A 23,337-nucleotide genomic window follows, 5' to 3' on the forward strand; every position below is an offset into this window, starting at 1 on the left:
AAGCATGCCCGCAACGATCGTCGAAACCAATCCGACCCCGTTCAACCGGGTCGAGATCGACCCCGTCACGCTCGAAGTGATCGAGAACGCGCTCCGCAACGCCCGTATCGAGATGGACGCAACGCTCGTGCGTACCGCCATGTCGCCGGGCATTCGCGAGCAGGGTGACGCCTTTCCGCTGATCGCCGATCACACCGGCAAGATGATCGTCGGCCAGTTCGGTTCGTTCATCGGCGGCTTCCTCAAGAGCTTCGACGGAACGCTGGAGGAGGGCGACATGATCTTCCTCTCCGATCCGTACAGCTGCGAGGGCGCGATCAGCCACTCGAACGACTGGCTCGTCCTCCTGCCCGTGTTCAAGGACGGTCGCCTGCTCGCCTATACCGCGATGTTCGGCCACCAGTCGGACATCGGCGGCAAGGTCGTCGGCTCGATGCCGATCAACGCCCGCTCGATCTTCGAGGAAGGCGTGCGCATCCCGCCGGTCAAGATCTGGAAGAAGGGTGAATATAATGCGGATCTGATGAAGCTGGTGATGCACCAGACCCGCAAGCCCGACTGGTGCCAGGCCGATCTCAACGCGCTCATCGCCTCGTGCCGCGTGGCCGCCCGCCGCGTCGCCGAGATCGCCGAGCGCTTCGGTGACGACGTCTATGTCTCGGCCACGCAGGAACTGCTCGCCCGCAACCATCGCGCGATGAAGCAGCTGCTCGGTCAGGCCGTGTCCGAGGAACCGGTCAGCTTCGAGGATTATATCTGCGACGACGGTATGGGTTACGGCCCGTACAAGATCAAATGCACGATGCGCCGCGAGGGCGAGAAGGTCGTTCTCGACTTTGATGGCACCGACCCGCAGAGCAGCGCGTCGATCAACTTCTATCTCAACGAAAACATGTTCAAGATGTTCTTCGGCATCTACATGATCATGGTCTTCGACCCGCAGATCCTGTTCAACGACGGCTTCTACGACCTGATCGAAGTCCGCATCCCGGAAGGATCGCTGCTCAAGCCGAAATTCCCGGCGGCGCTTTCGGGACGCACCCATGCGCTCGGCCGCATCTTCGACATATTGGGCGGCCTGCTCGGCCAAAAGACGCCCGAGTTCCTTAATGCTGCCGGCTTCTCCTCCTCGCCGCACCTGTTCTACTCGGGCAACGACACGCGCCCGGGCAAGGGCAACCAGTGGTTCCAGCTGTTCCAGATCGGCTTCGGCGGCATCCCCGGCCGGCCGATGGGCGACGGACCCGACGGACACTCTCTGTGGCCGGGCTTCACCAATGTACCGAACGAATTTCTCGAGCGCTATTTCCCCATGATGATCGAGGGGTACGAAACCGAGCCCGACAGCGGCGGCGCCGGTCTGCACCGCGGCGGCAACGGCATCCGCATGAGCTATCGCTTCCTCGCCGAAGGCACGATCAGCATCCATGACGATCGCTGGTTCGTGCCCCCCTGGGGCGTCAATGGCGGCGATCCCGGCAAGCGCGCGCGCAAGATCCTCGAAAAGGCCGATGGCACCCAGATCATCGTCGGCAACAAGGTCGAGGATGTCGAGGTCGAAGCCGGCGATATCCTGCACTTCATCACCTGGGGCGGCGGCGGCTGGGGCGACCCGCTCGAGCGTGACCCCGCGCTGGTTGCCAAGGAGATCACGCAGGGGCTGGTCACGGTCGAAGGCGCCCGCGCCTATGGCGTCGTCATTACCGCGGACGGATCGATCGACATGGCCGGCACGACCGCGCTGCGCGACAGCATGCGGACCCAGCGCGGGCCGACGACGGTGTTCAATTTTGGTCCTGGTATCGAAGCGCTGCGCGCCGGCTGCGAGGCGGAGACGGGCCTGCCCGCGCCGATCCAGCCGACTTGGCCCCATCTCGAAGCTGCGGAGTGAATCGTGGAGAATAAAGGTGCTTTGAAGGACATCCGCGTGGTGGAGCTGGGGCAGCTCCTCGCGGGGCCCTTCTGCGGACAGTTGCTGGGCGACATGGGCGCCGACATCATCAAGGTCGAGCCGCCGGGCGCGGGCGATCCGATGCGGCAGTGGGGCCAGGGCGATCGCAAGGTCAACTGGGAGGTCATCGCCCGCAACAAGCGTTCGGTGACCGCCAACCTGCGCGTGCCCGAGGGCCAGAAGCTGGTCCGCGAGTTGATCCGCCATGCCGACATAGTGGTCGAGAATTTCAAGCCTGGCACGCTCGAGAAATGGGGTCTTGGCCCGGACGTGCTGCTCGCCGAGCAGCCCGGCCTGATCATCGCCCGTATGTCGGGCTATGGCCAGACCGGCCCCTATGCCGACCGCGCCGGCTTCGGCGGGATCGGCGAGGCGATGGGCGGCTGGCGCTATGTCGTCGGCGAGCCCGACCGGCCGCCGAGTCGCATGGGCATCTCGATCGGCGACACGCTGACCGCAACCTATGGCTGCATGGGCGTGCTTGCCGCGCTCCACTCGCGCGAGCGCACCGGCCAGGGTCAGGTGATCGACGCGGCCCTGTACGAATCTGTGCTGCAGGTCATGGAGAGCCTGGTGCCCGAATATGACCTGATGGGCATCATTCGCGAACGCTCGGGCTCGATCCTGCCGGGCATCGCGCCGTCCAACGTCTATCGTTGCAAGGACGGCGAGTTCATGATCGGGGCGAACAAGGACGAGATCTTCAAGCGTCTCGCCATCGCCATGGGTCGGGCCGAACTGGGCGAAGACGAGCGCTATGCGACGCATATCGCGCGCGGCATCAACCAGACCGAACTCGACAATCTGATCGACGACTGGACCCAGACCCTCACCGTCGACGAGCTGGAAGAGATCACGACCCGCTTCTCGATTCCGGCCGGGCGCGTCTATCGTGCTCCAGAGATGCTCGCCGATCCGCATTTCCAGGCGCGCGAGGCGATCGTCGAGGTCGAGACCGAGAGGTTCGGCAAGCTCAAGATGCAGAACGCCTTCCCGAAGCTGTCGAAGACCCCGAGCGGCGTGCGCCGCCCGGCGCCGTCGGCACCGGGCCAGCACAATGCCGAGATCTACGGTGAACTGCTGGGCCTCGACGAGGGCAAGCTGGCACAACTGAAGGAAGCAGGGATCGTTTGATGATGGGACGCCCGGAAAAGGATCTTTCGGAAAATTACTCGGGAGCCTTTGACGGGCATCTCCGTCCCGGGCGCCGGGCGGCGCTCATCATCATCGATTTCGTCGTCGCCTATCTGGAGGAGGGCTCGCCGCTTTATGCCGGCGTCGAGCCCGCCTTCCACAGCTGCGAGCGGCTGGCCGCCGCCGCGCGCGAGACGGGCGTCCCGGTCATCTTCACCAATGTCGAATATCAGCCCGGAGGCGCCGATGGCGGGGTCTTCTATCGCAAGGTGCCGGCGCTCAAGGTGTTCGAGCGCGGCAATCCCCTCGCCCGCTTCCCCGACAGCCTCAAGCCGGAAGGCGACGATCTGCTGATCACCAAGCGCTACGCTTCGTCCTTCTTCGGCACCCATCTGGCGGCCACGCTCACGGCGGACGGGATCGATACGCTGCTCATCACCGGGGTCTCGACCTCCGGCTGCGTCCGCGCCACCGCGCTCGACGCCTGCCAGCATGGCTTCATTCCGATCGTCGTCAGCGACGCCTGTGGCGACCGGCATCCGGGACCGCACGAAGCCAACCTCTTCGATCTCCAGGCCAAATATGCCGAGGTGGTCGACGAGGCGGAAGCGCTGCGCATCATCGCGGACATGCAGGGCCGCTGACCCCGGAATCCGGCGCGGCTTGCCGCCGCCGGGCTTCCTCCTATATCTGGGCCATGGCCCTTTCCGCCGCCTTTCTCCGATTTCGCGCTTATGGGAGCAGTCTGATGACGCGCCCGCGCGCCTCGGAGCCTCGCGGCCTGCGCAGGGCCTGACGGGCACCGAGGCACAGTGGCGAGGCCCCAGCGGCCTCCCCTTCGTCCCACTGCATGCCGAAGCGCCCGACGGGCAGCATCGGCATCCGCGCGATCGGAACCGTCCATGCCCCCCGACTCCCCCTCTTCCCGTCCCTTATCCCGTTCGGACCTGATGCTTCTCCAGAAGCGCCGCCCCATGATCGAGGCGGCGCTCGACCGTTGCCTGACCGGCGATGCTCCCGGCGGTTCGACCGGCGCGCGGCCGGCGAAGGCGCTCTTCGGCCTGCTGCTGCACCATCTGGCAACGGGCGCCACGCCGGCACCCGATGCCCTGCTCCCGTTCCGGCGTCATGCCAGCCGTTTCGGCGATGCCCTGCGCGCGATCCTCGACGATGTGATCGGCAAGGATGGCTCGACCGACCTGTCGATGCGCTGCGTCGACGCTTTCTGGACCTGCCTGCGTCTCGCCGCACGACCCATGCCACGCGGCTCGATGGGCAACATTACCGCCAATTCATGATCCGGGCACGTCCCCGACAGGTGCCGGGGCCCAGAAGGAGCGGGCACACCGGTTCGCTCCTTCCCGGTGGCACCATGGCGCGGCGTCCGGCCCTCCCCCCTCGACCGGACGCCGCGCTCCCCCTTCCATAACGTGATCCCTTTTCGGCAATCTCCCAGGTGGCGGGGGTGAACTTCGCTTTCGATCGGGTTATGAAAAGCGCGATAGGGCTGGCGGCCGGACAGAAAGACGGGGGAGAGCGAGATGTCGATCACATTGAAGGTCAATGGCGAGGAGCGCCGCTATGCAGGCGATCCGGAGATGCCGCTGCTTTGGTATCTCCGCGACGAGATCAATCTCCCGGGTACGAAGTTCGGCTGCGGCAAAGCCCTGTGCGGCGCCTGCACGGTGCACCTCGACGGCAACGCCGTCCGCTCCTGCCAGACCCCGATGTCGGCGGCAGAGGGCTTTTCGGTGACGACGATCGAGGGACTGTCCACGACGGGCGATCATCCGGTCCAGAAGGCCTGGCGCGAGATCGGCGTGGCCCAGTGCGGCTATTGCCAGCCCGGGCAGATCATGCAGGCGGCAGCGCTGCTCAAGATGACGCCGAAGCCGACCGATGCCGACATCGACAGCGCCATGTCGGGCAATATCTGTCGCTGCGGCACCTATGACCGTATCCGGGCCGCCATCAAGCGGGCGGCTTCGCAGGAGGCCGGCCGATGAACGCGCTCCTCCACCCCGAAGACACCGCCGAGATCTTCGCCCCCTCGCCCGAGCTCAGCCGGCGCATGCTGCTCGGCGGCAGTGCCGGCCTGGTCCTCGCGCTTTCGCTTCCCGGTGCCGCCTCGGCAGCGGACGAGCCGAAATATGGCGCGGATTCGCAGCCCGGCGGCGCGAAGGACGATCCCCGCCTGTTCGTGCAGCTCGCGCCGGACGGCGGCATCACCATCATCTGCAATCGCGCGGAGATGGGCCAGGGCATCCGTAGCAGCGTGGCGATGATCATCCTCGACGAGATGGGTGCCGACTGGAACCGCCTGTCGATCCGTCAGGCCGAGGGCGACGAAGCGCGCTACGGCAACCAGAACACCGATGGGTCGCGCAGCATCCGCCACTGGCTGGCGCCGCTGCGCCGCTGTGGTGCCGCGATGCGGATGATGCTCATCCAGGCCGCATCGACGCGGCTGGGCGTGCCGGTCGGCGAACTCGAGGCGCGCGATCATAAGGTGGTCCATGCGCGCAGCGGCCGTTCGGTTGCCTTCGCCGATCTCGCCGAGGATGCCGCGAAACTGTCCGTGCCCCCGCGCGATATCGTGCGGCTGAAGGATGCATCGGCGCTGACGATGGTCGGCAAGGATCGCGTGTTCGCCCACGACGGGCGCGCCATGACCACCGGCACCGCCACCTATGGCATCGACGCGACGATGCCGGGCATGATGTTCGCGGCAGTCGCGCGACCGCCGGTGCTCGGTTCGAAGGTCGCCTCCTTCGATGCGACGGCGGCGCGTGCGGTCGCAGGCGTGATCGACATTATCGAACTGCCGGCTCCGGCCGGGCCGCCGCTGTTCCAGCCGCTCGGCGGCATCGCCGTGGTCGCGAAGAACAGCTGGGCGGCGATGAAGGGGCGCGATGCGCTGAAGATCGAGTGGGCGGCTTCGCCCCACGACAGCTATGACTCGCGCGCCTACCGCGATCTGTCGCTCGCCAATGCACGCAAGCCTGGCCAGCCGGTCCGCAACGAGGGCGATGTCGACGCCGCGTTCGCCAAGGCCAGGAAGCGCGTGGTAGCCGAATATTATCTGCCCCATATCGCCCATGCGACGATGGAGCCGCCGGCGGCAGTCGTCCGCTGCGACGGCGAGAGCTGCGAGGCGCTGGCCTGCGTGCAGGACCCGAGCGGCACACGCGACACGCTGGCCGCGATGCTCAAGCTGGACAAGGCCAGGGTCGTCGTTCGGCAGACCTTCCTCGGCGGCGGCTTCGGCCGCAAGTCGAAACCCGACTTCGTGGTCGAGGCGGCGATGCTCAGCCGGGCGATGAAGGGCACCCCGATCAAGATCGTGTGGAGCCGCGAGGACGACGTCCGCCACGATTATTATCATACGGTCGCGGTCCAGCGGCTCGAAGCTGCGATGGACGGCGACATGCCGACCGGATGGATCCACCGCGTCGTGTCGCCCTCGATCATCTCGATCTTCGCCGATGGTATCGACCGCGAGCAGGGGCTGGAGACCGGCCTGGGGCTGCTCAGCATGCCCTTTGCCATTCCCAATGTCCGGATCGAGACCGGCGAGGCGCTGGCGCACACCCGCATCGGGTGGTTCCGGTCGGTGGCCAACATCCCGCATGCCTTCGCCATCCAGTGCTTCGCCGCCGAACTCGCCGAGGCCGCCGGACAGGATCCGAAGGACTATCTGCTCCGCCTGATCGGACCAGACCGGCTGATCGATCCACGATCGATCAAGGACGCCAATTATGGCGAGGATCCGGCACTCTACCCGATCGACACCGGGCGCCTGCGCCGGGTGGTCGAGGTCGCCGCCAAGGGTGTCGGCTGGAACGACAAGCGGCCCAAGGGCTGGGGCTATGGCATTGCCTGTCACCGCAGCTTCGTCAGCTACACCGCCTGCGCCTTCGCGGTCTCCGTGAACGACGGGCAGCTGACCATCCACAAGGCCGACATCGCGGTCGATTGCGGAGTGCAGATCAACCCGGATCGCATCCGCGCCCAGATGGAGGGTTCGGTGATGATGGGGCTCAGCCTCGCCCTGACCGGAGAGATCAGCTTTGCCAAGGGCGCCGTCCAGCAGGGCAGCTTCGACGACTATCCGGTTCTCCGCATCGATGCCGCGCCCCGCAAGCTCGACGTCCATCTGGTGGGCGGTGGGTTCGACGTGCCGCCGAGCGGTGTCGGCGAGCCGGGCGTGCCGCCGGTTGCGCCGGCATTGTGCAACGCGATCCACGCCGCCACCGGTCGCCGCATCCGCGTGCTGCCGATCGGCGACCAGCTCACGGGGCCGGTGCAGAAGCTCTGACCGGCGACCCGTTCAGCGCCAGCGCACCAGCCCCTTGTCGAGAACGGTGACATCGCGCGCGCGAACCCGGAAACGCGCCTCGCGATCGCCGATGCGCCAGACCTCGGTGACCAGTGTGTCCCCGGGGAAGACCGGCGCCGAGAAGCGGACGTCCAGCCGCGCAAGGCGCTCGCATTCTCCGTCGAGCAGCACTGTGGATAGAGCGCGGGCAGCAATGCCATAGCTGCACAATCCGTGCAGGATGGGCCGGTCGAAGCCGGCGCGGCGCGCGGCATCGGGGTCGATATGCAGCGGATTGAGGTCCCCCGACAGCCGATAGATCGAAGCGAGATCGGGGCGGGTCGGAAGCGCCAGACTGTCGTCGGGTGGCGTCGCAGGCAATTCGGCGGGCACATCGACTGACCCGAAGGAGACGCCCCCGCCGCCGTCTCCCCGCGCGAAGAGGGTGAAGCGGAGGGTTGCGAGCGGCTGGCCGTCCTCGGCACCGGACAGATGGCGCGCGAGCTGGATCAGCGCGCCCCGGCCCGCGCCCCGATCGACGATCGCCTCGACCTCGGAGCGTGCAGCGACGCGCCCGGTCGGGGGCAGCGGCCGGTGCCACTCCACACTCTGCGCCGCGTGCAGGACCTGGCTCCAGTCGAGCTCACCATGGCGTTCGCCCCGCAGGAAATTCTCGGCGCCCAGCGTGACCGCCAGCGTCGGAAAGGCCCGCAGCCGCGCTTCATAGACGAAATCGAGGTCGGGGCCGTCGGTGCTCAGTCCGATGCCGAGAGCATAAAGTATGGTGCGTTGCGCGTCGTAACCGTCGGTCGTGGGCTCCGCCCCCCAGGCCCGAATCCTCTCTATATCCACCGCACCCTGCTCCCTTTGCGGCCGGCCAATGCCGCTTCACGCACCGGGCATAGCGATTGAGATCGGGGACCGGAACCGCCATAGCAGCGGCGCAGGCAATCGGAGACGGACGGGATGGCGGGAACGGGACGGCTGGCGGGACGCATCGCGCTGGTGACGGGCGCGGGTTCGGGGATCGGCCTGGGCATCGGGCGGCGTTTCGCGACCGAGGGCGCGACAGTGTTGTTCACCGACATCGACGGCGACAAGGCGCGCGAGGCTGCGGCGGGCGCGGGCGGCCACGCGGCGACGCTCGACGTCACCAGCGAAGCCAGCTGGGCCGAAGCCACGGCGCTGATCGAGCGCACGCTCGGCGGCCTCCACATCCTCGTCAACAATGCCGGCATCTGCGTACCAGGCTCGGTCGAGGACACCGACTTCGCCGCATGGCGCCATAGCCATGCGATCAACCTCGATGGCGTCTTCCTCGGCTGTCACAGCCTGCTGTCATTGATGGCGAAGACCACCGCAGCCAGTGGGTCGAGCGGCGCGATCCTCAACATTTCCTCCGTGTCAGCCATGGTCGCGTCGGCCAATTTCGCCAGCTACAATTCGTCCAAGGCGGCGGTGCGCCACCTCACCAAGTCGATCGCCCTCCATTGCGCCAGGCAGCGCTATGCGATCCGCTGCAATTCGATCCACCCGACGTTCATCGACACGCCCCTGATCGACACGCTCGCCAAGGGCGCCGACCACCAGGCGATGATCGAAAAGCTCGCCCGGCAGGTTCCGATCGGCCGCGTCGGCGACACCGACGACGTCGCCTGGGCGGCGGTCTATCTCTGCTCGGACGAAGCGAAGTTCGTAACGGGCGCCGAATTGCTGATCGACGGTGGGCTAGCAGCCCAGTAGCCGCTCCCGCCGAGGCGGAGCCTGGGCGAACAGCCGCTCGGCTGCCTCGCGCACCCCCCGCGCATGACCGACCGGGCCCAGCCGGGCGACCCGTTCGGCATCGGGTACCTCGACACTGAAACTGGCGCCAGCGGGCATGGCGGCGACCAGCGAGACGAGATCGATCTCGCCCGCGCCCGGCACCAGCCGCCGTTCGCGCGCCTCGCGCATGCGATCTTCGGGATTGACCGGCGCCACCAGCGGTGCGTCGCAAAGCTGGAGCAGGCACAGGCGGTCCCCCGGTGCCGCCGCGACATCGGCGGCTGTCCCGCCCGACCGGGCGAGATGCAGGGCATCGACCACGATGCCGATATCGGCCTCTCCCGTAGCCTCTATCAGCGCGAGCGCAGCGTCGAGCGAGCGCAGTCGCGTCGTCGGCGCGAATTCGAGGCCAAGGCGAATGCCGTGGCTGCGGGCGAGCAACGCCAGGTCACGCACGCGCTCTGCGGCACGGCCGAGATCCTCGTCGACAACGCAGGCGACAAGCTGCCCGACGCCGATCCCGGCGGCGGCGGCGAGCATCGGCTCGCAGGCAGCGATATCACTGCTTCGCCCGATCATCAGCACCTCGATCTCGGCGACCGCCACAGCTTCGCCCGCCGCGATCCGGCCGAGTTCGGCCACCATCGCAGGGCTCTCGACGAGCGCGGGCGACAGGATGCGCGGCTTCGCCGCATCACCGCCGAAGAGACGCAAGGCCACGCGCGAAAAGCCCGCTGCCGCAGCGGCCCGCAGGAAGAGGTCGGGCGTCAGTTCGGGAAGCGAGAGCGGAGCGAGCGACAGGCGAGGCGTCATCCCTCTCTCCTGCCAGCCCGCTCCACCCCTGTCACGCGGAGGTGTTCGTCAGCCTGCAGGGCTCATCGATCTGCATTCAGGCTATCCGTCAGGCCATCGGCACCCGGCCATAGGCTGGCATTGCCGCTGGACGTGATCGGCGTGTCGATCTCGACCGCTGCCGAGCCGATCGTGCTGGTGTCGATCAGCACATTGGGCCCGGCCATCTGTGTCGAGCCGCCCGAGCCAGCCGTGTCGCTCGCCTCCTCGTCGCCGCCGTCATCGGCTGCGGCATCGCCGCTTTCGCTCGATCCGGTTGCGGTCGTGCCCGAGCTGGCAGTGGCCAAGCTCTCGCCATTGCCGGACGCATCGTTCGCGACCGAACTTCCCGAGATCCGCGAATCCGCCAACGACGCCTGCAGGTTGGTGACGATGTTGGTCGTTTCACGCGTCACCGTTTCCACCACGCCCGGCTGCTGCAGCGGCGGAGGCGGCGAGACCGGAGGCGGTGGCGACACCGGCGGAGGTGGTGGTGGAGAGACCGGCGGCGGCGGAGGCGGAACCTCCGGCGGCGGCGGGGGCGACACCGGCGGAGGAGGCGGTGGCGGAACTTCCGGAGGTGGAGGCGGAGACACCGGCGGCGGCGGCGGCGGAACCTCGGGCGGAGGAGGCGGCGAGACAGGCGGTGGCGGCGGGGGCACCTCCGGCGGTGGCGGAGGCGATACCGGCGGGGGCGGCGGCGGTGAGACCGGCGGCGGCGGGGGTGGGGGTGGCGGCGACACCGCGCCGTTTACGCCGATTGAGAAACCCATCGACTGTTGCTGCGCGTTCGCATCGGAGACAGTCACCTGGAAACTGTAGGTGCCGGCCGCCGTCGGGGTTCCGCTGATCGAGCCGTCAGGCGCGAGCGTGAGGCCCGGGGGAAGGGTGCCGTCGGTGACGGAGAAGCTGTAGGGCGGAGTTCCCCCGGACGCACCAATGCTCGCGGAATAGTTGGCCCCACTGGTTCCCGGCGGCAGCTCCGAGGTTTCGAAGGCCGGCGGCTCCGGATTGCGCGGGACCGGCGGTGCGCAGGTCTGGCCGTTAACGGTGCAGGATGCTGCGAATTGCAGGGTGCCGCCTGGATCGAGGAAGAAATCGACCGGCCCGGTCACATTGGCCGTGAACGAACCCTCGAACCGCACGGTGCCGTTGCCGGCGGAAACCTCGTTCCGAACGGACGACGCGACGTCGCCTAGCGCTGTTATATCGGTCGTGCCCGACACCGTCAGCGAGCCACCGGCGCTGCTCGCGCTGGCGTTGCTGATCGTGAACGATCCAGCGGTCGTGGTGCCGCCTGCAGCCGCGTTACCGCGCGAACCGGAGGCATCGATCATCAGGCTGGAAAGCGTCAGCGATCCGAGCTGCGTCGGCACGTCGAAACGCGGTGAAACGACGACGGCGACGTTGCCGCCCGTGCCGTTCCCAACCGCTCCAGCCAAGCCCGGCTGACCCGTGGGGGCTTCTCCACCCGCGCCGCCCTCGCCCGCTTCGCCCGATGCGTAGAGCATCGTGGTTCCAGCACTGACCTGGCCGCCATAGCCGGTGAGCGCGATGTCGCCGCCCTGCCCGCTGCCGCCGGCGCCGCCATTGCCCCCATTGCTTTCGAAGCCACCCGTGCTGCCGCGGCCACCATCGCCACCCGTGCCGGTCGTATAGACCGTCAATTGGCCAAGCGCGGCTTCGCCGTCGGTCGCGGTCGTGACCGCGCCGCTGATCGAACCGACCTGGACGAAGCCACCGGCCCCGTCGCCGCCCGCGCCTGCGCTTGGGGGCTCCGGCGACAGCGGTTCGCCTTCGCCGCTGTCGGCACCGGCGCCGCCCATCCCGGTCGCCGACAGGAAGCTGCTGGTAAAGGCAATATTCCCGACGCCTGCGGTTGCGACGACCCGGATGCTACCGCCCTGCCCGTTACCACCTGCCACGCCGCCGTCGAGACCAGGGCCGAACGCAGATTCTCCGCTTCCGCCTGTTCCGGATGCGCTGACGATCAGCGCGGCCGCAGTGATCGTCGACGGGCCGGGAGTCGATTCATTCGAGGCTGGCAGAGCCACCACCTCCGCATAGCCGCCGAAGCCGTCCCCGCCTCGGGACGGACCGAAGGGACCGCCGGTCGCCGCGCCGCCTTCACCGTTGGCACTGAGCGCCAGTTGACCGTCAATCGACAGGCTGCCCGAGACCGCGGTCGCCGCAGCGCCTCGAAACGGGTCGAGATCGCCCGAGTCGAGGCCCGGCGGCAGACCACCACGGCCGATACCGCCAGAGGCTCCATCGCCGCCATCGCCATTGGCGGTCAATATGGCATTGGAACTGGTCGTGATCTGGCCGCCCGAAACGGCATGTATCCAAGCCAGGCCGCCCGTTCCGGCACCACCGCTGCCCGAAAAGGCACCGCCGCCCCGCCCATCCGAACTTATTTCAAGCGCGCCCATGCCAACGACCGAGCCCGCTCCAAGCGACGTAAGCTCCGCGGTTCCGGCAACGGCATCTCCCCCCGCAAGATCGCCATAGCCACCACCGGCGTCGGCGCTCATGAATACACTGCCCATCTGCATCGACGTGCCGCCGGGCGTGGTGCCGAGAAGAACGCTGCCGCCGACGGCATTGCCGCCTTCGCCTGTTTCGGCGCTGCCGCCCTCGGCGTAAACATCGGCAAAGACGCTGCCATTGATGAAGACAGAGCCGCTGCTACCCGAGGTCATCGTGATGGCACCGCCGGTCGCGAGCCCGCCTGACCCGGAGCTGGTGTTATCGCCGCCATAGGCGGTCGCGCTAAGCCGGAGCGTTGGGCCCTCGGTCTGTCCGTTGACCGAGAACGAGCCCGTATCGGCCACGTTCACGGTGACCGTTCCGCCGGTGGCCGAGGCACCGACCGAGGTGCCCGTGAGCGCCGATGCCGAGGCATCCACATCGAGCGTCCCGTCGATCGTCAGCGCGCCGCCGCCCGACACGAAGATGTTGGCGGAGCCGCCGGTCGAGTTGCCGACGGTTGGTGCGTCCATGAAACCGAAGGCGTTGGCACCAGCGGCGACATTCACCGTTTCGCCGATCGACACCGTTCCGCCATTTGCGCTGATGGTGGCGCTGCCGCCTGTCGCATTCGCGGAATTGAAGCCTTCGCCGTCGAAATAAACGCCGTTCGCCTCGGCGCGCACATCCGCGCCGCCGCCGATCTGGAGAATGCCGCCATTGTCGGCATAGAGGAGTGCCTCGCCACCCGCGATCGGCGACAGGCTGTCGTCGGCGCTCTTGCTCGCATCGACGAGCACGTTGCCGCCGACATTCATCGTAACCCCATTTTGGCGGGCGCCAATATGTGCGCTGTTGCCCCCGCGCAGTTCGACGTCGCCGGCGAACTGGGCCGTATCGCTCAGCGAGGCTGCCCAGGCGTCGCGCGTCGCGGTTGCCAGCACGCGTCCCGCGAAATTGCCGCCATTGATATGGACGCTGGCATCGAGCGATGTCGTCGTCCCGGTCATTTCGCCGCTGACGACGATCTGGCCGGCGCCCAGCACGATCGTTCCGTCTTCGGCGCGCGCTGCCGACACCGCCTCGTCGAACCCGAGCGTGCCGGGATTGAGCGCCATCGTCAGGGCCGTGTTCTTGGGCATCGAGACGAGATAGATTCTCCGCTCGATCTCGGCCGTATTGGCATTCTGCCAGAGGGTCGACCCCTGATGCTCGACCGGGCTGTCCGAACCGACGGGGATCTGGATGTCGAACAGGCCATCGTTGATGGTCAGGTTGACCTCTTCGCCCGCGACATAGGCAGCCGCGCCGTTGACCGTCACCGTACCGCTCTGCCTTACGGTGGACGACACGAGAGCGACATAGGAGCCCGCGGTCGCCCCACCCGACACCCGCTCGGTCGCCAGCGCATTGATCTGCGCGCCCGACTGGACGACGACGCCCGCCGTCGGGTCGCCATTGGCCATCGAAATCGTCTGGTTGGGATCGTTCGACAGCGAGTTCATCGGATCGGCGGTGGTCAGCAGCAGTCCGCCGACGTCGAAGGTCGCGCTTCCCCCGACCAATATCCCGCCCGGGCTGTAGAACCACAGCCGGCCTCCATTACTCGTCACGCCCCCGCCGGCATCCTGCAACTGGGCGATTATGGCGCCGTTCAGGGCAATGCCGCGTCCGACCGCGTCACCCGCAGGCAGGATTCGGTTGAGGACGGTGTAGCCCTGCTGGTTCGCCGTGCTGTTCCGGAAATAGGCAGTCGTGCCGCTCGGTAGAAAGTCGATCGCGCCGCCGCCGGCCATGGTGTCGGTCGGCTGCCAATTGATGATCGCCGTAGGAACGTCGACCGTGATGATGTCCACATTCTCGCTTTGCGAGAAGAATACGCCGCTCGGATTGTCATGGGTGCCCGCAAAGGCGCCGTTGGCCGCCAGCGTTTCGCGCGCCGGCAGGGCAAGGATCGTCGCTACCGCCAGAACCGAGGTGAGCGTCCTCGCATGGGTGCGGCCATCGCGGTTGTGACGCGCGAACGGATCGATGGGATCGAGGCGGTCAACCATGTGCGGTCGCTCCCCGGCTGGAGCGGAGGTGGCATGCGAGGTCCGCACGAGCGGGTTCCGCGGCGGAGGCGCGGCGCAAGACAATCACAGACACGAATACTCTCCCCGTCCGGTCCCCAAACCGGAAGCGCCCCCGCAGCGGCATTACTCCCACCTCAGCCGCTTGTCATGTGGCTAATAGGCGGTTTTCGAAGGATTTTCGTTACGGAACCGGTAGGGCGCACGATTTCCGGGAGACGCGTTCTTGGTATCTTTGCGTATATCGACGCTGGCCCGGCAGCGCCAAGTTCCGCACCATCGAACGAAAGAGGGGTGCGATGTACAACGATGTCCAGCTGACGGCGCTGCCCGGCGAGCGATTCGACCGGACCATGCCCGACAGTTGCGAGAGCTGCGAAATCCGCAGGACGGCGATCTGTTGCTCGCTCGACAGCGCCGGACTGTCCGCCTTGGGGCGGCTGGGCCGGAAGATGCGGCTGAATGCGGGGCAGACACTGGTCTGGGAAGGCGACGAATCCGTCGTCGTCGGCAATGTCCTGTCTGGCATGCTGAAGCTGTCCACCGTCACCGGCGACGGTCGCGAGCAGATTGTCGGCATCGTCTATCCGTCGGATTTCATCGGTCGGCCCTTCGGCAAGGACAGCCAGCACAGCGTCACCGCGCTGACGGACGCCTCGCTGTGCGTGTTCGGTCGCGGCGCGTTCGACCGCTTCGCGCGCGAGCATGAGGCGGTCGGCCATGCCCTGCTCCAACGCACCCTGACCGAACTCGACCGGGCGCGGCACTGGATGCTGCTGCTCGGCCGCAAGTCCGCCTGCGAACGCGTCGCCAGCCTGATCCTGGAGATGGCCGAACGCATGGGTGGCGGGCGCGATCTGGTTCTGCCGCTATCGCGCCAGCAGATGGCGGACGTGCTGGGGCTCACCATCGAAACCGTCAGCCGTTCGCTGACCAAGCTCAAGCAGTCGGGCATCATCAGCCTGCCTGGGCCCCGCCTGCTGTCGATCGCCCACCCCGAAAAGCTCGAGCGCATCGCCGCCGGCTGACCAGTTGATCTCCGTCAACGACCCGGCGCCGCGCCGGGTCGATGGAGGCCAGGATCGCTCAAGAGGACCTATATGATCGCTCTGCTGTTCCGGAGCGGAGGGTGGCTGTTCGCCCTTCTGCTCGCCATCATCGCGGCCGCCGAGGCCGAGGATTCCGCCTTCGCCGTGCAGATGGGCATCGTCGCCCTGGCCGCGCTGACGACACTGTGGATCACGCTGTCGCGCACCGATTTCGAGGTGCTGGCGGGCCGCAAGCCGGCCCCCGTCGAGACTGGCTATTATGACGATGTGATCCGCTGGGGCACGATCGCGACGCTCTTCTGGGGCATCGCGGGTTTCGCCGTCGGCCTCTACATCGCGCTGCAACTGGCCTTTCCGATGCTCAACCTGGGCCTCGAATATACCAGCTTCGGCCGGCTGCGCCCGCTGCACACCTCCGCCGTCATCTTTGCCTTCGGCGGTAACGCGCTGATCGCGACCAGCTTCTGGGTGGTGCAGCGGACCTGTCGCGCGCGGCTCGCCTTCCCCGCCCTCGCCCGCTTCGTCTTCTGGGGCTATCAGCTGTTCATCGTCCTGGCGGCGACCGGCTATCTGCTCGGCATCACCGAGGGCCGCGAATATGCCGAGCCCGAATGGTATGTCGACATCTGGCTGACGATCGTCTGGGTCAGCTATCTCGCGGTCTTCCTTGGCACGATCGTTCGCCGCGCCGAACCGCATATCTACGTCGCCAACTGGTTCTACCTGGCCTTCATCGTCACCGTGGCGATGCTGCACCTGGTCAACAACCTGTCGATGCCGGTGTCGATCTTCGGCTCGAAGAGCTATTCCGCCTTCGCGGGCGTCCAGGACGCGCTGACCCAATGGTGGTACGGCCACAACGCCGTCGGCTTCTTCCTGACCGCCGGCTTCCTCGGCATGATGTATTATTTCGTGCCGAAGCAGGCCGAGCGGCCGGTCTACAGCTACCGGCTGTCGATCGTACACTTCTGGTCGCTGATCTTCCTCTACATCTGGGCCGGCCCGCACCACCTCCACTACACCGCGCTGCCCGACTGGGCGCAGACGCTGGGCATGGTTTTCTCGGTAATGCTGTGGATGCCCAGCTGGGGCGGCATGATCAACGGGCTGATGACCCTGTCGGGCGCCTGGGACAAGGTCCGCACCGATCCGATCATCCGCATGATGGTGCTGGCGCTCGCCTTCTACGGCATGTCGACCTTCGAAGGTCCGCTGATGAGCATCAAGGCGGTCAACAGCCTGTCGCACTATACCGACTGGACCATCGGCCACGTCCATTCGGGTGCGCTCGGCTGGGTCGGCATGATCAGCTTCGCCGCAGTCTATTTCATGACGCCGCGCCTGTGGGGCCGCAGCCGGCTCTATTCGCTGCGCATGATCAACTGGCACTTCTGGTCGGCCACGATCGGCATCGTGCTCTACGCCTCGTCGATGTGGGTCGCCGGGATCATGCAGGGCCTGATGTGGCGCGAATATGGGGCCGACGGCTATCTGGTCTACGGCTTCTCCGACGTCGTCGCCGCGATGAAGCCCTATTATCTGATCCGGGCCGCAGGCGGCGCCCTCTATCTGCTCGGCGCGCTCTTCATGGTCTGGAACATCGTCCAGACGATCCGCGGCAGGCTGCGCGACGAAGCGCCCCTCGCCGACGCCCCCTATGACCCCGCGCTGGACAAGCCGCTCCAGCCGGTCGCCGCCTGAAGGACCGTCCCATGGCAAGCAAATTCCTCGACCATGGCAGGATCGAGCGCAACGTCACGCTGCTGCTGATCCTCGCGCTGATCACCGTCTCGATCGGCGGCATCATCGAGATCGCACCGCTCTTCTGGATCGACTCGACCGTCGAGAAGGTGAAGGGCGTGCGACCCTACACCCCGCTCGAACTGGCCGGCCGGAACATCTACATCCGCGAGGGCTGCTACAACTGCCACAGCCAGATGATCCGCCCGTTCCGGGACGAGGTCGAACGCTATGGCCATTACAGCCTCGCCGCCGAGAGCATGTACGACCATCCGTTCCAGTGGGGATCGAAGCGGACGGGTCCCGACCTTGCCCGCGTCGGCGGACGCTATTCGGACGAATGGCACGTCCAGCATCTGGTCGATCCGCGCTCGGTCGTGCCCGAGTCCATCATGCCGGGCTACGCCTTCCTGCGCGAACGCGACCTCGACGTGAAACATCTCGACGGGCATCTCGCGGCGCTGCGCAAGGTCGGCGTGCCCTATAGCAAGGAAGATATCGACAAGGCGGTCGAGGATGCGCTCGCCCAGGCCAGCCCCGATGCCGACAGCAGCCTGCTCAAGACGCGCTATCCCAAGGCGCAGGCGCGCGACTTCGACGGCGACCCGAAGCGCGTGACCGAGATGGATGCGCTGGTGGCCTATCTGCAGATGCTCGGCACGCTGGTCGACACCCGCGCCGCCGAACCGATGGAGCAGGCGCGATGAGCTACGAAACGCTGCGCCACGCCGCCGACAGCTGGGGCCTGCTCTTCCTGACCACCACATTCCTGCTCGCGACCTGGCGGGCGCTGCGCCCCTCGGCGCAAGCGGCCCATCGCGACGCGAGCCTCATTCCTCTTCGTGACGAAAGCCCGTGCGATGACTGAGAAGAAGATCGACGAAGCGACCGGGATCGAAACCAAAGGCCATGAGTGGGACGGCATCGAGGAACTCGACACGGCGCTGCCCCGCTGGTGGCTGTGGACCTTCTACGCGACCATCCTGTTCGCGATCGGCTATTCGGTCGCCTATCCCGCCATTCCGCTGCTCGACCGGGCGACCACCGGGCTGCTGGGCTGGTCCAGCCGCAGCCAGCTGGGGCAGGAGATGCGCGCGGCGGATGCGGCCAATGCAACGACGCGGACGGCCATCGCCAAGGCCGACATCGCGACGCTCGACCCGCATGGCCCGCTGATGCAGGCGGCCGTCGCGGGTGGGCGCGCCGCGTTCAAGGTGAACTGCGCGCCCTGCCACGGCGCCGGTGCGGCCGGCAGCAAGGGCTATCCCAACCTCAATGACGACGACTGGCTGTGGGGCGGCGACCGCGCCGCGATCCACCAGACCATCCTCCACGGCATCCGCCAGCCCGACAGCAGCACGACCCGCATGTCGCAGATGCCCGCCTTCGGACGCGACGGCATCCTGAAGCCTGCCGAGATCCAGGACGTGGTCTCTTACGTTCGACTGGTGTCGCGGCAGGAGGGCGGAAGCGCCGCTGCCCGGCGCGGCGCAGCGCTGTTCGCCGCCAATTGTGCCGCCTGCCATGGCAACGACGCGAAGGGCAATCGCGAGTTCGGCGCGCCGAACCTGACCGATGCCATCTGGCTCTATGGCGGCGACCGCGAGGCCCTGACGACCACCATTACCAATGCCCGCTACGGGGTCATGCCGGCCTGGGGCGAGAAGCTGGACCCGGCGACGATCAACATGCTCACCGCCTATGTCCACTCGCTGGGTGGCGGCGAATAATGTCCGGTCACGCGGACAGGACCGGCAAGGACGGCGGGCTCTACGCCCGCCGCGCCGACATCTTTCCGCGCGCGGTCGACGGCTTCTATCGCCGGCTCAAATGGTATGTCATGGCCGCGACGCTGGCGGTCTATTATGTCACGCCCTGGCTGCGCTGGGACCGGGGCCGCTATGCGCCCGACCAGGCGGTGCTCGTCGACCTCGCCCATCGCCGCTTCTACTTTTTCGGCATCGAGATCTGGCCGCACGAATTCTACTTCGTCGCGGGACTGCTCGTGATGGCGGGGGTCGGCCTGTTCCTCGTCACCTCGGCGGTGGGCCGCGCCTGGTGCGGCTATGCCTGTCCGCAGACGGTGTGGACCGACCTGTTCCTGCACATCGAGCGCTTCATCGACGGGGACCGCAACGCGCAGCTGCGGCTGAAGAACGCTCCATGGAGCCCGGCTAAATTCGCACGGCGGTTCGTCAAGCACGGCGCCTGGCTCACGGTCGGGCTGCTGACCGGGGGCGCCTGGATCTTCTACTTTGCCGACGCCCCGGCCCTGCTGCACGCCTTTCTTCACGGGGAGGCCCCGACCGTCGCCTATGCAACGGTCGGAGTGCTGACGGCGACCACCTATGTCTTCGGCGGGCTCATGCGCGAGCAGGTCTGCATCTATATGTGCCCCTGGCCGCGAATCCAGGGCGCGATGCTCGACGAACGCTCGCTGATCGTTACCTATAAGGATTGGCGCGGCGAGCCGCGGTCGCACGGGATCAAGCGCAGCGACGGAGCCGGCGACTGCATCGACTGCAAGGCTTGCGTGCAGGTCTGCCCCACGGGCATCGACATTCGCGAAGGGCCGCAACTCGCCTGCATCACCTGCGCGCTGTGCGTCGACGCCTGCGACGAGATGATGGAGAAGGTCGGCCGCCCGCGGGGCCTGATCGATTATGCAACGCTGGAAGGCTGCCAGGCGGAGTCCGCCGGCGCTCCCCCGGTGCCGATCGCGCGGACGCTGACCCGGCCGCGTACGCTATTCTACGTCGGATTGTGGGCGCTGGTCGGTCTCGCCATGATGTTCGCGCTGGGCAATCGCACACGGCTCGACCTGACCGTCGGCCATGACCGCAACCCCCTGTGGGTCCGCATGTCCGACGGCGATATTCGCAACGCGTACACGATCAAGCTGCGCAACATGGAATCACGTCCGCGCACCGTGTGGCTCACCCTCGACGGGATCGACGGCGCCAGCATATGGGATTCGACCGACGCCGAAGCGAGCGCCGCACAGCGGCTGCGCTTCACCGTCCCGGCCGACAGCGTCGAACAGCGCCGCATCTATCTGCGCGGTCCGGCCCAGACCGAGGCCAGCGTGCCGATCGGCTTCACCGTCATGGCGGCCGACGACGCCGGGGCGAAGGATCGTGTCGAAAGTCGTTTCGAAGGACCGGAGGAATGATGCGGAACGGGTTCACAGGCCGCCACATGGCGGCATCCATGGTCGGCTTCTTCACCGTCGTGATCGCGGTCAATGTGACGATGGCGACCGTCGCCTCGCGCACCTTCGGCGGCACGGTCGTCGACAACAGCTATGTCGCGAGCCAGCATTTCAACCGCTGGCTCGACGAAGCGGCGGCGGAACGCAAACTCGGCTGGACGATCAGCGCGGACCGCAGCGGTGATCGCGCCGACGTCCTGCTGCGCGGGACCGACGGCCCGATTGCAGGGGCGACCGTGACGGCCATAGCGCAGCACCCGCTGGGTCGCGATCACGATCGGCCGCTGCGCTTCGAGAGCCTGGGTCACGGACAGTATCGCTCCACGCAAAGCCTGCCGGCCGGTCGCTGGCGGCTGCGCATCGAAATCCGCAACGGCAAAGACGCTGCCCGCTTCGTCGACGAGGTGCCCGCATGACTGCGCTGCTTTCCCACGCCGAGTTCGTCCTGCCCGGCATCCGCTGCGCCGGATGTATCGCCAAGATCGAGGACGGCCTGTCCCACCTGCCGGGTGTCGTCTCCGCGCGGGTGAATTTCACGGCGAAGCGGGTTGCGGTCGACCATGACGGCTCGCTCGACGACGCCGTGCTGCGCCGCGCGATCGGCGATCTCGGCTTTACGGCAGAATTGCTGGTCGAAGCGGGCGAGCAGGACCGTGCCCATGCGCGCGAGAGTCGCGAATTGCTCAAGGCGCTGGCCGTCGCCGGCTTCGCCGCCATGAACGTGATGCTGCTGTCGGTGTCGATCTGGTCGGGGGCGGAAGGCTCGACCCGCGCGCTGTTTCACTGGCTGTCGGCGCTGATCGCCATGCCCACCGTGGCCTATTCCGGGCGCCCCTTCTTCAAGTCGGCCTGGGCGGCGCTGCGGCGTGGGCGGACCAACATGGATGTGCCGATCTCGATCGGGGTGCTGCTCGCCACGCTGCTGAGCCTGTTCGAGACGATCGTCGGCGGCGCCCATGCCTATTTCGACGGCGCCGTGTCGCTGCTCTTCTTTCTGCTGGCAGGGCGCTATCTCGACAGCGCGATGCGCGATCGCGCGCGAGACAGCGCTGCATCGCTGATGCGCCAGACCGCGCCCGGAGGCACCGTGGTCTATCCCGACGGCAGCAGCGCCTGGGTCCGCGCCGCCGACCTTGCCCCCGGCATGCGCATGATCGTCACCAGCGGCGAGCGCTTCGGCGCCGACGGGCGGATCGAGAAAGGCGAAACCCGGATTGATGCTTCGCTCGTCACCGGTGAAAGCGAGCCCGCTCCGGCCTCGGTCGGCGACCGCGTCATTGCCGGCACGCTCAATCTCGCCGCCCCCGTCGAGATCACCGTCACCGCGGCCGGCCCGGACACGGCGATCGCCGGCATGGCCCGGCTCATGGAGGCCGCCGGGCAGGGCAAGTCGCGCTATGTCCGCATCGCCGACCGCGCGGCCCGCCTCTATGCCCCGGCGGTCCACTGCCTGGCGGCGCTCAGCTTCGCGGGCTGGATGATCGCGGGCGCCGGCTGGCACCAGTCATTGCTCATCGCCGTCGCCGTGCTGATCATCACCTGCCCCTGCGCGCTCGGGTTGGCGGTTCCGGTCGCGCAGGTGGTCGCTGCGGGCGCGATGATGCGGCGTGGCATATTGGTGAAGGACGGTTCCGCGCTGGAACGGCTGGCCGAAGCCGACAGCGTCCGTTTCGACAAGACCGGCACACTCACACTGGGCCGACCCGAGCTCGTCGAGGAGTCGCTCACAGCGGAAGAGCGCCCGCTGGCGCTCGCGCTGGCGCGCGCCAGCCGCCATCCGCTGTCGATCGCACTGGCCCGACGGCTGGAGGGCGAGGGCGTCGCGGCGGCCGATCTCGGCCGGATCGTCGAATATCCGGGCAAGGGGGTCGAGGCCCGTCATGACGGGAGGATGGTGCGCCTGGGCAGTCCCGCCTGGATTGGCTGCGCGGCACCGGGCGACGGCATGGCCTGTGCCTTCGCGATCGAAGGCGGTGATGCCCGGTTGCTCAGCTTCAGCGACCGGATCCGGCCCGACGCGGCATCGAGCGTGCGTCGCCTGGAAGCACAGGGCCTAGAATGCGCGATCCTGTCGGGCGATCGGCGCGCGGCGGTCGCACCGGTGGCGGTGGACCTCGGCCTGACCGCTGCGGTCGGACTCTCTCCGACCGAGAAGGTCGATGCGATCCATCGCCAGGCGGCGATCGGTCACCGCGTGCTGATGGTCGGCGACGGGCTGAACGACGGCCCCGCGCTCGCCGCCGGCCATGTATCGATGGCGCCGGCCTCGGCCAGCGACGTCGGACAGACGGCAGCCGATCTGGTATTCCTCGGCGATTCGCTGGCGCCGGTGCCGATCGCCGTCGACGCCGCCCGCCGAACGATGCGCGTCGTGCGGCAGAATTTCGTCCTGGCAATCGGCTATAATCTTCTGGCGGTGCCGCTGGCGCTGGCGGGACTCGTCACCCCGCTGGTGGCGGCGATCGCCATGTCCACCTCGTCGATCATCGTCGTGGCCAACGCGCTGCGGCTGCGGAGGATCGCGGCGTGAACGGCATAGCCTTCCTCATCCCGATTGCGCTGGGCCTGGGTCTCGCCGGCCTGTTTGGCTTTCATTGGGCCCTGCGCGCCGGACAATTCGACGACCCCGAGGGCGCTGCCATCCGCATCCTCCTCGACGAAGGGCCCGTCGGACCGGATCGGCCCGATGCGTGACGCCCGCCGGGCGCGAGTGGTGGATGTCACCATTTCGTCACCAACACGTCACAAATGTCACGGAACTGTCATCAACCCCGCCTAGGGCGAGCTGGTTTTCCGCA

19 protein-coding genes are annotated in these 23,337 nt (G+C 67.4%); 16 read left to right on the top strand and 3 right to left on the bottom strand.

The window, feature by feature from the left end; genetic code table 11:
• The first annotated feature begins 4 nt into the window (after positions 1-4).
• The 6 genes from G6P88_RS10610 to G6P88_RS10635 all read left to right on the top strand — a co-directional run bounded on the left by G6P88_RS10610 (position 5) and on the right by G6P88_RS10635 (position 7,403).
• Positions 5-1,891 (top strand): hydantoinase B/oxoprolinase family protein, encoded by a 1,887-nt coding sequence (locus G6P88_RS10610; RefSeq protein WP_165323127.1) that lies wholly within the window; start codon positions 5-7, stop codon positions 1,889-1,891.
• A 3-nt stretch (positions 1,892-1,894) separates the two neighbouring features.
• The gene (locus G6P88_RS10615; RefSeq protein ID WP_165323128.1) at positions 1,895-3,085 is read left to right on the top strand and encodes a CaiB/BaiF CoA transferase family protein; all 1,191 of its coding nucleotides are present in this window, start codon (positions 1,895-1,897) and stop codon (positions 3,083-3,085) included.
• Entirely contained in the window at positions 3,085-3,729 is a 645-nt protein-coding gene (locus G6P88_RS10620; RefSeq protein ID WP_345719151.1) for an N-carbamoylsarcosine amidohydrolase, read from the top strand. Before G6P88_RS10615 ends, G6P88_RS10620 begins: the two co-directional genes overlap by 1 nt.
• Before the next feature lie 306 nt (positions 3,730-4,035).
• Positions 4,036-4,383 carry a hypothetical protein gene (locus G6P88_RS10625; RefSeq protein WP_165323129.1) on the top strand — a complete coding sequence of 116 codons (348 nt, stop codon included), beginning with the start codon at positions 4,036-4,038 and terminating at the stop codon, positions 4,381-4,383.
• Between the two features lie 243 nt (positions 4,384-4,626).
• A complete protein-coding gene (locus G6P88_RS10630) occupies positions 4,627-5,091 on the top strand; it encodes a (2Fe-2S)-binding protein (protein ID WP_165323130.1) in 465 nt (154 codons plus the stop codon).
• Positions 5,088-7,403, top strand: coding sequence for a xanthine dehydrogenase family protein molybdopterin-binding subunit (locus G6P88_RS10635; RefSeq protein WP_165323131.1), 2,316 nt, complete (start codon positions 5,088-5,090; stop codon positions 7,401-7,403). Before G6P88_RS10630 ends, G6P88_RS10635 begins: the two co-directional genes overlap by 4 nt.
• A 12-nt stretch (positions 7,404-7,415) precedes the next feature.
• Here the strand turns inward: G6P88_RS10635 and G6P88_RS10640 are convergent, their stop codons facing one another.
• Positions 7,416-8,255: a MaoC family dehydratase gene (locus G6P88_RS10640; RefSeq protein ID WP_165323132.1), complete on the bottom strand. Its 840-nt coding sequence runs from the start codon at positions 8,253-8,255 to the stop codon at positions 7,416-7,418.
• Positions 8,256-8,369: 114 nt separating this feature from the next.
• Here G6P88_RS10640 and G6P88_RS10645 point away from each other — a divergent pair, with 114 nt between their 5' ends.
• Positions 8,370-9,146: an SDR family oxidoreductase gene (locus G6P88_RS10645; protein ID WP_165323133.1), complete on the top strand. Its 777-nt coding sequence runs from the start codon at positions 8,370-8,372 to the stop codon at positions 9,144-9,146.
• Here the strand turns inward: G6P88_RS10645 and G6P88_RS10650 are convergent.
• Positions 9,132-9,980: a sugar phosphate isomerase/epimerase family protein gene (locus G6P88_RS10650; protein WP_165323134.1), complete on the bottom strand. Its 849-nt coding sequence runs from the start codon at positions 9,978-9,980 to the stop codon at positions 9,132-9,134. The genes G6P88_RS10645 and G6P88_RS10650 overlap by 15 nt on opposite strands.
• Positions 9,981-10,042: 62 nt before the next feature.
• Positions 10,043-14,521, bottom strand: coding sequence for a beta strand repeat-containing protein (locus G6P88_RS10655; protein WP_165323135.1), 4,479 nt, complete (start codon positions 14,519-14,521; stop codon positions 10,043-10,045).
• Positions 14,522-14,838: 317 nt separating this feature from the next.
• Between G6P88_RS10655 and G6P88_RS10660 the strand changes: the two genes are divergently transcribed.
• From G6P88_RS10660 to ccoS, 9 genes are all read left to right on the top strand, one after another.
• Entirely contained in the window at positions 14,839-15,567 is a 729-nt protein-coding gene (locus G6P88_RS10660) for a Crp/Fnr family transcriptional regulator (protein WP_425594445.1), read from the top strand.
• A 72-nt stretch (positions 15,568-15,639) separates the two neighbouring features.
• Positions 15,640-17,289 carry a cytochrome-c oxidase, cbb3-type subunit I gene (gene ccoN / locus G6P88_RS10665; RefSeq protein WP_165323136.1) on the top strand — a complete coding sequence of 550 codons (1,650 nt, stop codon included), beginning with the start codon at positions 15,640-15,642 and terminating at the stop codon, positions 17,287-17,289.
• An 11-nt stretch (positions 17,290-17,300) separates the two neighbouring features.
• The gene (ccoO, locus tag G6P88_RS10670) at positions 17,301-18,035 is read left to right on the top strand and encodes a cytochrome-c oxidase, cbb3-type subunit II (RefSeq protein ID WP_165323137.1); all 735 of its coding nucleotides are present in this window, start codon (positions 17,301-17,303) and stop codon (positions 18,033-18,035) included.
• Positions 18,032-18,196: a cbb3-type cytochrome c oxidase subunit 3 gene (locus tag G6P88_RS10675; protein ID WP_165323138.1), complete on the top strand. Its 165-nt coding sequence runs from the start codon at positions 18,032-18,034 to the stop codon at positions 18,194-18,196. Before ccoO ends, G6P88_RS10675 begins: the two co-directional genes overlap by 4 nt.
• The gene (gene ccoP, locus G6P88_RS10680) at positions 18,189-19,058 is read left to right on the top strand and encodes a cytochrome-c oxidase, cbb3-type subunit III (protein WP_165323139.1); all 870 of its coding nucleotides are present in this window, start codon (positions 18,189-18,191) and stop codon (positions 19,056-19,058) included. Before G6P88_RS10675 ends, ccoP begins: the two co-directional genes overlap by 8 nt.
• Entirely contained in the window at positions 19,058-20,500 is a 1,443-nt protein-coding gene (ccoG, locus tag G6P88_RS10685; protein WP_165323140.1) for a cytochrome c oxidase accessory protein CcoG, read from the top strand. Before ccoP ends, ccoG begins: the two co-directional genes overlap by 1 nt.
• Entirely contained in the window at positions 20,497-20,955 is a 459-nt protein-coding gene (locus G6P88_RS10690; RefSeq protein WP_345719153.1) for a FixH family protein, read from the top strand. The genes ccoG and G6P88_RS10690 overlap by 4 nt, the downstream gene beginning before the upstream one ends.
• On the top strand, positions 20,952-23,069 hold the full coding sequence (locus tag G6P88_RS10695) for a heavy metal translocating P-type ATPase (protein ID WP_165323141.1): 2,118 nt from the start codon (positions 20,952-20,954) through the stop codon (positions 23,067-23,069). Before G6P88_RS10690 ends, G6P88_RS10695 begins: the two co-directional genes overlap by 4 nt.
• On the top strand, positions 23,066-23,233 hold the full coding sequence (gene ccoS / locus G6P88_RS10700) for a cbb3-type cytochrome oxidase assembly protein CcoS (protein WP_165323142.1): 168 nt from the start codon (positions 23,066-23,068) through the stop codon (positions 23,231-23,233). The genes G6P88_RS10695 and ccoS overlap by 4 nt, the downstream gene beginning before the upstream one ends.
• The last annotated feature ends 104 nt before the right edge of the window (positions 23,234-23,337 follow it).

Source organism: Rhizorhabdus phycosphaerae (assembly GCF_011044255.1).
Classification (GTDB): domain Bacteria; phylum Pseudomonadota; class Alphaproteobacteria; order Sphingomonadales; family Sphingomonadaceae; genus Rhizorhabdus; species Rhizorhabdus phycosphaerae.

What these genes read in the sequence shown, in the direction of transcription:
- G6P88_RS10610 (WP_165323127.1), top strand. Translation starts at nt 5, where the DNA reads ATGCCCGCAACGATCGTCGAAACCAATCCGACCCCGTTCAACCGGGTC.
- G6P88_RS10620 (WP_345719151.1), top strand. Translation starts at nt 3,085, where the DNA reads ATGATGGGACGCCCGGAAAAGGATCTTTCGGAAAATTACTCGGGAGCC.
- G6P88_RS10625 (WP_165323129.1), top strand. Translation starts at nt 4,036, where the DNA reads ATGCTTCTCCAGAAGCGCCGCCCCATGATCGAGGCGGCGCTCGACCGT.
- G6P88_RS10630 (WP_165323130.1), top strand. Translation starts at nt 4,627, where the DNA reads ATGTCGATCACATTGAAGGTCAATGGCGAGGAGCGCCGCTATGCAGGC.
- G6P88_RS10635 (WP_165323131.1), top strand. Translation starts at nt 5,088, where the DNA reads ATGAACGCGCTCCTCCACCCCGAAGACACCGCCGAGATCTTCGCCCCC.
- G6P88_RS10645 (WP_165323133.1), top strand. Translation starts at nt 8,370, where the DNA reads ATGGCGGGAACGGGACGGCTGGCGGGACGCATCGCGCTGGTGACGGGC.
- G6P88_RS10650 (WP_165323134.1), bottom strand. Translation starts at nt 9,980, where the DNA reads ATGACGCCTCGCCTGTCGCTCGCTCCGCTCTCGCTTCCCGAACTGACG.
- G6P88_RS10655 (WP_165323135.1), bottom strand. Translation starts at nt 14,521, where the DNA reads ATGGTTGACCGCCTCGATCCCATCGATCCGTTCGCGCGTCACAACCGC.
- G6P88_RS10660 (WP_425594445.1), top strand. Translation starts at nt 14,839, where the DNA reads ATGTACAACGATGTCCAGCTGACGGCGCTGCCCGGCGAGCGATTCGAC.
- ccoN (WP_165323136.1), top strand. Translation starts at nt 15,640, where the DNA reads ATGATCGCTCTGCTGTTCCGGAGCGGAGGGTGGCTGTTCGCCCTTCTG.
- ccoO (WP_165323137.1), top strand. Translation starts at nt 17,301, where the DNA reads ATGGCAAGCAAATTCCTCGACCATGGCAGGATCGAGCGCAACGTCACG.
- G6P88_RS10675 (WP_165323138.1), top strand. Translation starts at nt 18,032, where the DNA reads ATGAGCTACGAAACGCTGCGCCACGCCGCCGACAGCTGGGGCCTGCTC.
- ccoP (WP_165323139.1), top strand. Translation starts at nt 18,189, where the DNA reads ATGACTGAGAAGAAGATCGACGAAGCGACCGGGATCGAAACCAAAGGC.
- ccoG (WP_165323140.1), top strand. Translation starts at nt 19,058, where the DNA reads ATGTCCGGTCACGCGGACAGGACCGGCAAGGACGGCGGGCTCTACGCC.
- G6P88_RS10690 (WP_345719153.1), top strand. Translation starts at nt 20,497, where the DNA reads ATGATGCGGAACGGGTTCACAGGCCGCCACATGGCGGCATCCATGGTC.
- G6P88_RS10695 (WP_165323141.1), top strand. Translation starts at nt 20,952, where the DNA reads ATGACTGCGCTGCTTTCCCACGCCGAGTTCGTCCTGCCCGGCATCCGC.